The organism is Streptomyces sp. NPDC033270 (genome assembly GCF_055576575.1).
On the sequence record NZ_JBVIRA010000003.1, the window covers coordinates 325,904 to 338,852 of the forward strand.

Sequence of the window (12,949 nt, forward strand, 5' to 3'; positions counted from 1 at the left end):
GGCGATGGCTAGCCCTGTCCGATAGGCCAGGGGCCAGACAGGCCCTAGGAGGCGGCTGGTGCCTCGAGCATCACCGAACGGGTCAGGCTGCGCGGGTTGTCCGGGTCCAGGCCGCGGGCTCGGGCCCGTTCCAGCGCGACCCGCTGAACCAGCACAAGATCGGCCAGCGGATCGCGGGCATGGCACACAAAGCGCGCACCGGTCCGCGCCACATCGGCCTCCAGCCCCTCCGGTGCCCGGCCGAACAGCCAGGTCACCCGGCCGGGGGCGGCTATCGCGATCGGGCCGTGGCGGTACTCCATCGCGGGGTAGGACTCCGTCCAACTCTGCGATGCCTCCCGCATCTTGAGCGCCGCCTCATTGGCGAGGCCAAAGGTCCAGCCGGTGCCGAGGAACGAGAACTGCTCGGCGTCCACCCACTCCTTGTCCAGCGGCGCGGCCAACGCTTCCCGGGCGTCGGACACCGCCTGCGAGACGTCCTCACCCAGGTGGGCGCGCAGCAGTGTGAGCGCCGTCGTCGCGAAGCGGGTCTGCACCACCGACTTCTCGTCGGCGAAGGGCAGCGCGACCGTCTCGTCGGAGATCGCCGTCGCCGGCGTCTCGGGGTCGCCGATGATCGTCACCGTCGGGATGCGCCCCTTGACCGCGTCGAGCACGCGCAGCACCTCGGTCGTGGTGCCCGAGCGGGTGATCGCCACCACCGCGTCATAGCCGCGGTCGCCGCCGAGGAACGCCTCCGAGGCGGCGAAGGGATCCGTCACGCCGAGCCCCGCCCCCTCGCGCAGCGCCGCGTACGACTGCGCCATGAACCATGAAGTGCCGCAGCCGATCACGGCGACCCGCTGCCCGGCCGCGGGCAGTGTGCCGACCGCCGCTCCGATCCGCGCGGCCTCCTGCCAGGTCTCCGGCTGGCTGTGCAGCTCCTGCTCCATGTACGAGGTGTCGTTCATGGCCACCCTCCCGTGATGCGTAAAAGGATCTGGATCATCCTGTGCTGCGATGCAGCGATGCTGCGTGAAACTGCAACTTTTGGCTTCGTTGCAATCGACTGTACGCAGAATCTTGCTCGGGATCCATCCCTCGTATGGGTGGATGCGCCAGAGGGAGGGGTGGTGGGTCGGCGCTGGTCGGGGCGATGCAGGGGTGCTGGGAGAGGTGTGGAGAGGGATGTTGGGAGGGGTGAACGCGGTGGATGTGGAGGTGGGCGGCGGGTGGTGGGGTAGAAGTTGGCTGTTGACAGCTGCGTGAAAGAGGCTGGATATTCGCAAGATCAATCAAGCAGTCACGCACTCATGCGCTCACGCAGATCGGTCGGTCATGCAGTAGACCGCTCCGCCGTACAAAGGACTTCGCATGTCCATTGCCACGCTCTCCGCGACGCCCCCGCCACCGTCCTCCCGGGCCGCACGCCGCAGCGGCAGGATGTTCGCGCTCACCGGCGCCGTCGTCGGCGTCATCTACGGCTACGACACCGGCAGCATCTCCGGTGCCCTGGTGTTCCTGAGCCGGGACTTCCACCTCACCGAGGTCGAGAAAGGCCTGGTCAACAGCATCCTGGTGTTCGGCTCCATCGTGGGCGCCCTGATCGGCGGCAAGCTCGCGGACGCCCTGGGACGCAGGGCCGCGATGCTGATCGTCGCGAGCTCCTACGCCGTGTTCGTCGCCTTCTCCGCCCTCGCGCCCAACGTCGTCGTGCTGGACATCGTCCGGTTCCTGCTGGGCGTCGCCATCGGCATCTCGATCGTCGCCGCCCCGCTCTATGTCGCCGAATCGACGCCGGCCCGGATCCGGGGCGCCTCCGTCGCCGCCTATCAGGTGGCCACGGTCGCCGGCATCGTCATCACGTACTTCGTCAACTGGGGCCTGTCCGGCGGCGGCCACTGGCGCTGGATGCTCGGCCTGTCGGCGATCCCCGCGGCGCTCGTCCTGATCCCGTTGCTCCGGCTGCCGGACACCCCGCGCTGGTACGTCCTCAAGGGGCGCACGGAGCGAGCCGTCGAGGTCATGGCGACGACCGATCCGGACGTCGACCCGCGCGCGGAGGTCGCGGCCGTGAGTGCCGCGCTCGCCGAGGAGAGCGGCGGATCGGCAGGCTCGCTGCTGCGCAAGCCGTACGCCCGAGCGGCGTTCTTCGTCGTCGGCCTCGGCTTCTTCTGCCAGATCACCGGCATCAACGCCGTGACCTACTACAGCCCGCAGATCTTCGAGGAGATGGGCTTCACGGGCGACGGCCAGAACTTCCTGCTGCCGTCCTTCGTGCAGCTCGCCTCGCTGGCTGCGACGGTTCTCGCCATCCTCGTCATCGACCGGCTCGGCCGCCGCGCGGTGCTGCTCTGCGGCATCAGCACGATGGTCATGATGCTCGCAGTGCTGACCGCGGTCTTCGGGACGGGGGATCTGCGCGGCGCCACGACCTGGATCGGCTTCGGCGCCATCCTCCTGTTCACCGCGGCCTTCAACTTCGGCTTCGGATCGCTGATCTGGGTCTATGCGAGCGAGGCGTTCCCTGCCCAACTGCGCTCCACCGGGGCGTCGGTGATGCTCACCGCCGACCTGGTCGCCAACCTCCTGATCGCCCAGTTCTTCCCGTCGCTGATGGCCTGGGCCGGCGCGGCCCGGACGTTCGCGGGCCTCGGAGCCCTCGCCCTCGCCGCCCTGGTCTTCGCTTCCGCCACGGCGCCCGAGACCAAGGGACGCCAACTGGAGGAGATCCAGGGCTACTGGCGCAACGGGGGGCGGTGGCCCGAGGCGCCCGAGCCGGGTGAGGCGAGCCCCGGCCCACTCGGTACGTCACCGGCATCGACGACCACCTCGTCGTAGACCGGCGCCCGGGCACGAGGTGCCGTGCCGGGCGTCGCGGGTCCGGCCTCGCCGCCCCCCCCGGACACCCCCTAGGAAGGCAGCTGCTCCCGGTACGTCTCCAGTGCCGGTGCGGTCGTCGTCGCCACGAACTCGGTGATCCGGTACTCGCACACCCCGGCGAGGGTGAACGGGTCCTCGGCCACGATCCGCTCCACGGCCGCCCGGTCCATCCCGGCGGCCAGGATCACGCCCCCGTCACGCGGGACCTTGCGGCCGGCCGCGATGAAGTGCCCGGCGGCGTACTCCTTCTGCAGCCACTCCACATGCTCCGGAAGGGCGGCGTCGACGCGTTCGAGGGGCGCGGTGTAGGTCAGTTCCAATACGAACATGGCTGCAATATAGAGCAGGCCCCGCTCGCCGGCCGCGCGCCCTCCCGACCGTCAAGACGCAGGCCGGAACGTGTGTGAGGCCGGGCGGACGGAGGCTCGCGGCGGCCCGGGGGCGGACCGGCGGGCCGCGGCGGATCAGGATATGGGCGGTTCGGGGCGGCGCCGGGCGTGCCCTGTCGCCTGCTCGTAGGCATGGCCGGCCTGGAGGACGGCGAGATCGGCGCGCGGCGCACCGATGAACTGCAGCCCCACCGGCAGACCACCGGGAGTGAACCCCGCGGGGACCGAGAGGGCGGGCACACCGAGGACGGAGATCAGGTAGGCGGACCGCATCCAGTCCAGATACGTGTGGGTGGGGCGGCCCGCGACCTCCCTCGGATACTCCAGCTCCGCGTCGAACGGCGTGACCTGGCTGACCGGGGCCAGGAGGAGGTCGTACCGGGAGAAGAAACCGACCACGTCGAGGTGCAGCCGGCTGCGGGTCGCGGTGGCGGCCTTGAGATCGGCCGCGCTCAGGCGGCGGCCCTGCTCGATGTTCCAGACGAGGCTGGGCTTGAGGGACTGCCGGTCGGAGTCGAGCAGATCGCCGAACGCCAGGTCGAAGCTGTGCGCCCGCAGCGTACGGAAGGCCTCGTCGGCGCCGGTGAGGTCCGGGCAGGCCGGGTCGACATGGCAGCCGAGCTCCTCCAGGACGCTCAGTGCGGGCTCCAGAACGGCGAGGACATCCGGATCGGCCGGTGCGTGTCCGCCGAGGTCGGGTGCCCACGCCACGCGCAGGCCGCGCAGATCGCGGCCGAGCGGGACCCGGAAGGCGTCGCCGGGGGTCTCCAGGCTGATGGGGCAGCGCGGATCCGGCCCGGCCATCGCCGACAGCAGCAGCGCGGTGTCGGCGACGGTCCGCCCCATGGGGCCGGGGACCGCCAGGGTGTCCCAGAGGTTGCCGCCCGGGTGCGGTGGGACGCGGCCCGGCGTCGGCCGCAGACCGACCACGTTGCAGAAGGACGCGGGGTTGCGCAGCGAGCCGCCCATGTCGCTGCCGTCGGCGAGCGGCTGCATCCCGGTCGCGAGCGCCGCGGCGGCGCCGCCACTGCTGCCGCCCGCCGAGCGCGTGGTGTCGTACGGATTGCGGGTGGTGCCGAAGACCGGGTTGAAGGTGTGCGAACCGGCGGCGAATTCGGGGACGTTGGTCTTGCCCAGGCGGATGGCGCCGGCCCGCTGCAGCCGGCCGATCACCAGGTCGTCCTCGTCGGGGATGTGGTCGGCGAAGAGCGGTGAACCGAAGGTGGTGCGCATACCGCGGGTGAGATGGGTGTCCTTGAACGCGATCGGCAGCCCGTGCAGGGGTGGGGTGGCGGCGCCCCGGGCGAGGCGTTCGTCGGCGTGCGCCGCGGCGGCGAGTGCGCCCTCGGGGTCGAGGGTGACGATGGCGTTGACGGACGGGTTGACCCGCGCGATGCGGTCCAGATGAGCCTGCACCACCTCCCGGGCGGAGATCTCGCGACGGTGTAACCGCGCGGCGAGGTCGATGGCATCGAGTTCGTGGAGAGCGTCGGACATAGGGGCCTCCGGTGGTCTCCGGGCGGACGGGTGAGGGGGCGGCAGGGAAGGAGCGTGCACGTCCATGGCGTCAGCACCGGCCGGGCTCGGTCCGGGCGGGCTCGGTACCGGCCCGGTACACGATCAGCCGGGGCAGCCCGCCGGGTGCACACTCATCACGGTACCGAGCCCCACTGACAGGGCATCGGCCCGATCATCGCTCGATCGGCCGTTCGGTAGCGTGGCGGACACCATGGACACTTCCCGAACGATCTCCTGCGACGAGGAACGGCGGCACTGGCCGACCGACGAGGCCCAGGCACGCGCGGTCCAGGACCGGTTGCGGTCCCACGTACGGCTCGACGAGTCCGGGCCCGAGCCGGGCTTCGAGGGGACCGTGGTCGGGGTGGACGTCGCCTACGACGACGAGCGCAACGTGGTCGCCGCGGCCGCCGTCGCGCTGGACGCCCATACCCTCGCCGTCGTCGACGAGGCCACCGCCGTCGGGCAGGTCTCCTTCCCGTACATCCCGGGGCTGCTGGCATTCCGCGAGATCCCGACCGTGCTCGACGCCCTCGCCGGCCTCGCCCGGGTTCCCGACCTCGTGGTGTGCGATGGATACGGGCTGGCGCATCCGCGCCGCTTCGGGCTCGCCAGCCACTTGGGCGTGCTGACCGGGCTGCCCACGATCGGTGTGGCCAAGAATCCCTTCACCTTCCGGTACGAGCCTCCGGGGCCCGAGCGCGGCACGACCTCTCCGCTCCTGGATGGCGACGAGGAGGTCGGACGTGCCCTGCGCACCCAAAAGGGCGTCAAACCGGTCTTCGTCTCCGTGGGGCACCGCGTGGACCTCGACCGGGCCTGCGCGCACACGCTCCGGCTGGCGGCGGCATACCGGCTCCCGGAGACGACCCGGGCCGCCGACGCACTGTGCCGCAGGGCGCTGGCCGGCGCCTGACGACGGCGCTGCCGGGCTCGGGCGCCGGGTCATCGCTCCTGGACCACGCGGAACGTGAGGCCCGCCTTCTGGAGGCGGGTCGTCAGCGCGTCCCCCATGGCCACCGCGGTCGTCACCTGGCCCGCGGTCTCCGGGAGTTCGTCGAAGGCCAGGCTCAGCGCCGATTCGGCGAGCATCTTCGCCGTCTCGTCGTAGCCGGGGTCACCGCCCGACACCTCGGTGATCAGGCGCTCGCCGCCGCCGGAGGCGACGAAGCGCACCGTGAACCAGCTGCGCGCGCGGCGCTCCGGGCTCGGACCGTCGCCCGGCTCCAGACGGCCCGACAGCCAGCGCCGTGCGGGCGGCAGCTGCGCGAGCGCGCACAGGGCGCCCATTCCCAGTGCCCCGCCGACGGCGATCGGCAGCCGCCGTACGCCGGCGTAGTGGCGGTAGCGGAAGTCGGGCCCGTAGCGGTCCAGCGCGGCGGCCGAGCGGGCGATGACCTGCGGGTCGAGGGTCGGCAGCGGCACACCCCAGGTTCCCGTCTCGGCGCTCTTGACCGGCGCCCCGAAAGGCGCCCGGACCGTGCGCCCGGCCGGTCGCGGCTCGACCCGCTGCCTGGCGCGGGCGGCCCGCGCCATCGCGACCGGGCGCGACACGGCGGTCAGCGTGGAGGACAGCGTGCCGCCGGAGAACGTGGCGTTGGTGCGTACGAAGCCGTCGATGCGCAGCGGGACGCCCTCAGGGAGCAGACCCACCGTGTAGTGCACTCCCAGGTCGTGCGGAACGGAGTCGAACCCGCTGGCGTGGACCAGGCGGGCGCCCGAGGCGCGGGCCGCCGCATCGTGCCGCACATACATCCGGTCGATGAACTCGGGCTCTCCGCACAGGTCGAGATAGTCGGTGCCGGCGGCCGCGCAGGCGGCGACCAGCCCTTCGCCGTGGATCAGATACGGGCCGACCGTCGTGGCCAGCACCCGGGTGCCGGCGGCGAGGGCGCGCAGGGCGTCCGGGTCGCCGCTGTCGGCCCGCAGCAGCGGCAGGTCGGAGCAGGCCGGGTCGATCTCCGCCAGCCGGTCGCGCAGTTGCTCCAGTTTGGCGAGGTTGCGTCCGGCCAGCGCCCAGCGGCAGTTCTTGGGGGCGTGCCCGGCCAGATACGCGGCGGTGAGTGCGCCGGTGAAGCCGGTCGCGCCGTAGAGAACGAGGTCATACGCCCGTCCGGAGGTGTCCTGCCGTCGCATCCCGCATCCTCTCGACCGCCCTGTTGACATGGTGTCCGGGACCCTAGGCAGTTGCCGTCGACGCGTCAACGATCGGTCCGGTACCACCCATTGGCCCCCTCCGCCGCCTTGGTCCTCCGGTGGCGGGCAGGGGCCGGCGTGCGGTCTTGACAGGGCGTCGTGGTCGCGCCAGATTCGCCGTGAGCGTCGATGACATGGGACGTCCCATGTCTGGATCGCCGGTCATGGTTCGCCGGTGTGGTGCGCTCGTCGCCGCCTGCGGTGGCTGCTCTTCGGTCGTTGCACGACTGCTGGAGGAGGCCGATTTGCCGTGACCAAGCGCCCCATGGAGACACCGGACAACGCACGGAGCTGGTACCGGGAGGTCACCCCGCGGCAGTGGAAGGCGATGGCCGGCGCCTGGATCGGCTACCTCCTCGACGGTTTCGACTTCGTGCTCATCACCCTGGTGCTGACCGAGATCGCCGAGGACTTCCGTCTGAGCACCGCCACCGCCGCCTCGCTGATTTCGGGGGCCTTCATCACCCGATGGCTGGGCGGTGCCGTCCTGGGGGCGCTGGGCGACCGCCACGGCCGCAGGACCGCCATGATCGCCAGCATCCTGCTCTACTCGCTCGGCACCTTCGCCTGCGGGTTCGCCTGGGGATACACCAGCCTGTTCGTCGCCCGGCTGGTGATCGGCCTGGGCATGGCGGGGGAGTACAGCGCCAGCGTGACCTATGTGCTGGAGAGCTGGCCCACCCGATGGCGCAACCGCGCCTCCGGGTTCCTGATCTCCGGCTACGCGGGCGGGACCGTCCTCGCGGCCGAGCTGTACCAGTGGGTGGTTCCCCACTGGGGCTGGCGCTGGATGTTCTGGATCGGCGTGCTGCCCGTCCTCGTCGCCCTGTGGGTGCGCCGGTCGCTGCCGGAGGCCGGGGACTGGAAGAGGGAGATCGGTGCCACTACGGGACGCTCGGCGCAGGAGCGTCCGAACCCGTTCCGGCCGTTGTTCACCGGCCGCATCCGGTCGTGGGCCAACGCGGCCCTCGCGGCGGGTGCCTCGGTCGCGCTGTTCTGCGTCTTCACACCCGTCGGGGCGGGGGCGCGCCCCTGGCTGGCGGGCGTCGCGACGCTCTGCCTGATCGCCTTCGCCGCGCAGCTCGGCGGCCGCCGGGGATGGCTGCTGTACGTGTCCCTGACGGCGACGGTGTTCTGCGCCTTCCTCTACAGCTGGCCCATCCAGGCCCTGCTGCCCACCTACCTCAAGACCGGCCTCGGATACCGCCCCGACCAGGTCACCGACGTGATGTTCTACGCCGGCTTCGGCACCATGGCGGGCTGCTGGCTGGCCGGCTTCGTCGGTGACCGGTGCGGCACCCGGCGCGCCTATGCGGGCACACTGCTGGCCTCGCTCGCCTTCGTCTTCCCGGTCTTCGCGGTGCACGACAGCCTGCCGGCGCTCGGCGTGCTGCTGTTCGTGCTGCTCGCGCTCAGCCAGGGCATCTCCGGCATCCTGCCGAAGTACCTCGCCGGCCACTTCCCGACCGCGCGCCGCGCCGCGTCGCTGGGCTTCGTCTACAACGTCGGGGCGCTGGGCGGAGCGGTCGCCCCCGTTCTCGGCGCCCATCTGGCCGAGGGCATGCCCCTGGGGCAGGCGCTCGCCGTGCTCACCTTCGGGCTGACGCTCGTCGTCATCCTCCTGGTGGGCGGCAACGTCCCCCAGCGCCTCGGAAGGCTGGTGGACCGTCAGGCACCCGATGATCACCTCGTGCCGGAGGCCGACGAAGCGAAGGCCGTCGTGCCGGGGGCGCCGGACGGTTCCGCCGCCGGGGAGGTGTCGAACGACTCGGCCTGACGCCGTTCGTCCCTCCGTCGGCCGGGTGTCCGGCGCTGCGCGGGCCGTTGTCAGTGCTCGCCGTTAGCGTGGGATGCGTGGGTCGGCCCGCGCGCGACAGGCGCGGTGCCGAACGGGGGAACGGACGTGGAGGAGCGCATGGCGAAGGCGGCGGATCCGGCGGCGGCGCGGGAGCGCGTGCTCGGACTCGGAATCGGGCCCGGAATCGGGCTCGGGCTCGCCGGGATGCTCTGCGACGGGGCCGCGGAGCCCTTGCGCGGCATAGCCCCGGCGAAGCTCATCGCCGGGCTCGACGGGGGATAGCGGCGCAGCGGCAGTAGGCGCGCAAAGGCCCGTGGCGGCGATGGCAGTTGAGCATCGCCGGCGCGGGCCTTTTTGGCGCGTACCACTTGGTGCGGGGGCTTGTGGAAAGTGGAACACGTTCTTAACATCACGAGTGTTACATCAGAAGTGTCACAGTGCGGAAGGGCATGGGGCGCGATGACAGAGCCGGACAACGGCCCGCTGAGCGGGGTGCGGGTGGTCGAACTCGCGGGCATCGGCCCCGGCCCGTTCGCGGCCATGCTGCTGGCCGACCTCGGCGCCGACGTCGTCCGCGTCGACCGGCCGGGAGGTGCGGGCCTGCGCATCGATCCGGCGTACGACGTCACCAACCGCAACAAGCGCTCGGTGCTGGTGGACCTGAAGACACCCGAGGGAGTGGCGCAGGTACTGGAGCTGGCCGAGCGCGCCGATGTGCTGGTGGAGGGGTACCGCCCCGGAGTGGCCGAGCGGCTCGGCGTGGGCCCTCAGGAGTGCCTCGCGCGCAACCCCCGGCTGGTCTACGGACGGATGACCGGCTGGGGACAGCAGGGCCCGCTGGCCGACACCGCGGGACACGACATCGGCTATATCGCCATCACCGGCGCCCTGGGCATGATCGGCCCGCCCGACGGCCCGCCCGCCATCCCCGCCAACCTCCTCGGCGACTACGCGGGCGGCTCGCTCTACCTCGTCATCGGTGTCCTCGCCGCCCTGCAGCACGCCCGCTCCGACGGCGGAAAGGGCCAGGTCGTGGACGCCGCGATCGTCGACGGCACGGCCCATCTGACGGCCATGATCCACGGCATGCTGGCGGCCGGCGGCTGGCAGGACCGGCGCGGTGCGAACCTCCTGGACGGCGGGACGCCCTTCTACGGCGCCTACGAAACCGCCGACGGCGGCTATATGGCGGTCGGTGCGCTGGAGCAGCGGTTCTACGGCGAGTTCATCCGGCTGTTGGGGATCGAGCAGGAGGCACCCGGCCGGGACGACCTCGCCGCCTGGGGCGAGCTGCGCACCGCCATCGCCGCCCGCTTCAAGACCCGTACGCGGCAGGAGTGGACCGCGGTCTTCCAGGAGTCCGACGCCTGCGTGGCGCCCGTGCTCTCGCTGCGCGAGGCCCCGCAGCATCCGCACCTCGCCGCCCGCGGCACCTTCGTCGACCACGGCGGGATCACCCAGCCCGCACCGGCGCCCCGCTTCTCGCACACCCCGGGCACGGTACGCAGACCGCCCGCCCGGCCCGGCGCGGACACCGAAGGAGTCGCCCGCGACTGGCAGGCCCCCAGCCTCCTCGCCCCGCCGCCGGCCGGCCGGGCCGGCACCCCGGATACGTCCGCGAGCGGACCACGGCGCTCCGGGACGACGGCGTGACGAGGCTCGACGTCCACCCGGTGGGACCACAGCCCGCCAAGCCGACCGAACCGTCAGGAACTGGCTCTGAGGAGGGCCCGCAGAGATGAACGCCCAGATGAAGCGCCGCCTCTTCACCGCCGAGCACGAGGCCTTCCGCGAGACCGTGCGCACCTTCCTCGCCAAGGAGGTGACGCCGTATTACGAGCAGTGGGAGAAGGACGGCATCGTCAGCCGGGACGCCTGGCGGGCGGCCGGGCGGCAGGGGCTGCTGGGCCTGGCGGTGCCCGAGGAGTACGGCGGCGGGGGCAACGCCGACTTCCGCTACAGCGCCGTCCTCGCCGAGGAGTTCACCCGCGCCGGGGCCGCCGGGCTCGCGCTGGGGCTGCACAACGACATCATCGGCCCCTATCTGACCTCCCTCGCCACCGACGAGCAGAAGCGCCGCTGGCTGCCCGGCTTCTGCAGCGGCGAGATCATCACCGCCATCGCCATGACCGAGCCCGGTGCCGGCTCCGACCTGCAGGGCATCCGCACCACCGCCGAGGACCGGGGCGACCACTGGCTGCTGAACGGGTCCAAGACCTTCATCTCCAACGGCATCCTCGCCGACCTCGTCATCGTCGTCGCCAAGACCACGCCGGAGGGCGGTGCCCACGGGCTGTCGCTGCTCGTCGTCGAGCGCGGCATGGACGGTTTCGAGCGCGGCCGCAACCTCGACAAGATCGGCCAGAAGTCCCAGGACACCGCCGAGCTGTTCTTTGACGACGTACGGGTACCCAAGGAGAACCTGCTCGGTGAGCTGAACGGCGCGTTCGTCCACCTGATGACCAACCTCGCGCAGGAGCGCATGGGCATAGCCGTCGCCGGGATCGCCGGCGCCGAGCATCTGCTGGAGATCACCACGCAGTACGTCAAGGAACGCGAGGCGTTCGGCCGGCCGCTGGCCAAGCTCCAGCACATCCGCTTCGAAATCGCCGAGATGGCCACGGAGTGCGCCGTCACCCGCGCCTTCCTCGACCGCTGCATCGCCGATCACTCGGACGGCACGCTCGATGCCGTGCACGCCTCCATGGCCAAGTGGTGGGCCACCGAACTCCAGAAGCGCGTTGCCGACCGCTGTCTCCAACTCCACGGCGGATACGGCTATATGACCGAGTACCGCGTCGCCAAGGCCTTCACCGACGGCCGCATCCAGACCATCTACGGCGGGACGACCGAGATCATGAAGGAGATCATCGGTCGCTCCCTGCTCGGCTGACCCTCCTGCTGTGACCTCCCGCTGTGTCCTCCCGAAAGGCGCTTACCCAGTGAGTACCGAAGCGTATGTTTACGACGCGATCCGCACCCCGCGCGGCCGCGGCAAGGCCAATGGCGCACTGCACGGCACCAAGCCGATCGACCTGGTCGTCGGCCTGATCCACGAAGTGCGCCGCCGCTTCCCCGGACTCGACCCGGCCGCCATCGACGACATCGTGCTCGGCGTCGTCGGACCGGTCGGCGACCAGGGCTCCGACATCGCCCGGATCGCCGCGATCGCCGCCGGACTGCCCGACACCGTCGCCGGCGTCCAGGAGAACCGCTTCTGTGCCTCCGGTCTGGAGGCCGTCAACATGGCCGCGGCCAAGGTGCGTTCGGGCTGGGAGGACCTGGTTCTGGCCGGCGGCGTGGAGTCCATGTCGCGGGTCCCGATGGCCTCCGACGGCGGCGCCTGGTTCGCCGACCCGATGACCAACTTCGACACCGGCTTCGTCCCCCAGGGCATCAGCGCCGACCTCATCGCCACCATCGAGGGCTACGGCCGGCGCGATGTCGACGAGTTCGCCGCGCTGTCGCAGGAGCGCGCCGCCGAGGCCTGGAAGGACGGCCGCTTCGAGCGCTCCGTCGTCCCGGTGCGCGACCGCAACGGCCTGATCGTCCTCGACCACGACGAGCACATCCGCCCCGGCACCACCGCCGACTCGCTCGCCGGCCTCAAGCCGTCCTTCGCCGCCATCGGCGACGCCGGCGGCTTCGACGCCGTCGCCCTGCAGAAGTACCACTGGGTCGAGAAGATCGACCATGTCCACCACGCCGGCAACTCCTCCGGCATCGTGGACGGCGCGGCCCTGGTCGCCATCGGCTCCAAGGAGGTCGGCGAGCGCTACGGCCTGACTCCCCGGGCCCGCATCATCTCCGCCGCGGTCTCCGGCTCCGAGCCGACGATCATGCTCACCGGCCCCGCACCCGCCAGCCGCAAGGCCCTGGCCAAGGCCGGCCTGACCGTCGACGACATCGACCTGGTCGAGATCAACGAGGCCTTCGCCGCCGTGGTGCTGCGCTTCGTCAAGGACATGGGCCTCAGCCTGGACAAGGTCAACGTCAACGGCGGCGCCATCGCCCTGGGCCACCCCCTCGGCGCCACCGGCGCGATGATCCTGGGCACCCTGATCGACGAGCTGGAGCGGCAGGACAAGCGCTACGGCCTGGCCACCCTCTGCGTCGGCGGCGGCATGGGCGTCGCCACCGTCATCGAGCGCCTCTGACCCCTCGTCCCACCCCACTACGGAGTACG

11 protein-coding genes are annotated in these 12,949 nt (G+C 71.5%); 7 read left to right on the forward strand and 4 right to left on the reverse strand.

Features of this window, described 5'->3' with window-relative positions; translation table 11 throughout:
• Window positions 1–44: 44 nt before the first annotated feature.
• On the reverse strand, window positions 45–950 hold the full coding sequence (locus ACZ5XZ_RS07645; RefSeq protein WP_468975174.1) for an SIS domain-containing protein: 906 nt from the start codon (window positions 948–950) through the stop codon (window positions 45–47).
• A gap of 403 nt (window positions 951–1,353) precedes the next feature.
• On the opposite strand from ACZ5XZ_RS07645, the gene ACZ5XZ_RS07650 reads away from it, so the two are divergent.
• Window positions 1,354–2,820: a sugar porter family MFS transporter gene (locus ACZ5XZ_RS07650; RefSeq protein ID WP_468975175.1), complete on the forward strand. Its 1,467-nt coding sequence runs from the start codon at window positions 1,354–1,356 to the stop codon at window positions 2,818–2,820.
• A gap of 71 nt (window positions 2,821–2,891) precedes the next feature.
• Here ACZ5XZ_RS07650 and ACZ5XZ_RS07655 read toward each other — a convergent pair whose 3' ends face one another.
• Together ACZ5XZ_RS07655 and ACZ5XZ_RS07660 are read right to left on the reverse strand one after the other, a co-directional pair.
• Entirely contained in the window at window positions 2,892–3,191 is a 300-nt protein-coding gene (locus tag ACZ5XZ_RS07655) for a YciI family protein (RefSeq protein ID WP_468975177.1), read from the reverse strand.
• A gap of 135 nt (window positions 3,192–3,326) precedes the next feature.
• Entirely contained in the window at window positions 3,327–4,748 is a 1,422-nt protein-coding gene (locus ACZ5XZ_RS07660) for an amidase (RefSeq protein ID WP_468975179.1), read from the reverse strand.
• Window positions 4,749–4,980: 232 nt separating this feature from the next.
• Here ACZ5XZ_RS07660 and ACZ5XZ_RS07665 point away from each other — a divergent pair, with 232 nt between their 5' ends.
• The gene (locus ACZ5XZ_RS07665) at window positions 4,981–5,685 is read left to right on the forward strand and encodes an endonuclease V (RefSeq protein ID WP_468975180.1); all 705 of its coding nucleotides are present in this window, start codon (window positions 4,981–4,983) and stop codon (window positions 5,683–5,685) included.
• Between the two features lie 29 nt (window positions 5,686–5,714).
• Here the strand turns inward: ACZ5XZ_RS07665 and ACZ5XZ_RS07670 are convergent, their stop codons facing one another.
• Complete coding sequence (locus tag ACZ5XZ_RS07670; protein WP_468975182.1) at window positions 5,715–6,905, reverse strand: saccharopine dehydrogenase family protein; 1,191 nt, start codon at window positions 6,903–6,905, stop codon at window positions 5,715–5,717.
• A gap of 325 nt (window positions 6,906–7,230) precedes the next feature.
• Between ACZ5XZ_RS07670 and ACZ5XZ_RS07675 the strand changes: the two genes are divergently transcribed.
• From ACZ5XZ_RS07675 to ACZ5XZ_RS07695, 5 genes are all read left to right on the forward strand, one after another.
• Window positions 7,231–8,742: a sialate:H+ symport family MFS transporter gene (locus tag ACZ5XZ_RS07675; RefSeq protein ID WP_468975330.1), complete on the forward strand. Its 1,512-nt coding sequence runs from the start codon at window positions 7,231–7,233 to the stop codon at window positions 8,740–8,742.
• 138 nt (window positions 8,743–8,880) lie between these two features.
• A complete protein-coding gene (locus tag ACZ5XZ_RS07680; RefSeq protein ID WP_468975184.1) occupies window positions 8,881–9,045 on the forward strand; it encodes a hypothetical protein in 165 nt (54 codons plus the stop codon).
• A gap of 177 nt (window positions 9,046–9,222) precedes the next feature.
• Window positions 9,223–10,416 (forward strand): CaiB/BaiF CoA transferase family protein, encoded by a 1,194-nt coding sequence (locus tag ACZ5XZ_RS07685; RefSeq protein WP_468975185.1) that lies wholly within the window; start codon window positions 9,223–9,225, stop codon window positions 10,414–10,416.
• A 97-nt stretch (window positions 10,417–10,513) separates the two neighbouring features.
• Window positions 10,514–11,656 (forward strand): acyl-CoA dehydrogenase family protein, encoded by a 1,143-nt coding sequence (locus ACZ5XZ_RS07690; protein ID WP_468975332.1) that lies wholly within the window; start codon window positions 10,514–10,516, stop codon window positions 11,654–11,656.
• Between the two features lie 49 nt (window positions 11,657–11,705).
• Window positions 11,706–12,920 (forward strand): acetyl-CoA C-acetyltransferase, encoded by a 1,215-nt coding sequence (locus ACZ5XZ_RS07695; RefSeq protein ID WP_468975187.1) that lies wholly within the window; start codon window positions 11,706–11,708, stop codon window positions 12,918–12,920.
• Window positions 12,921–12,949 lie beyond the last annotated feature (29 nt).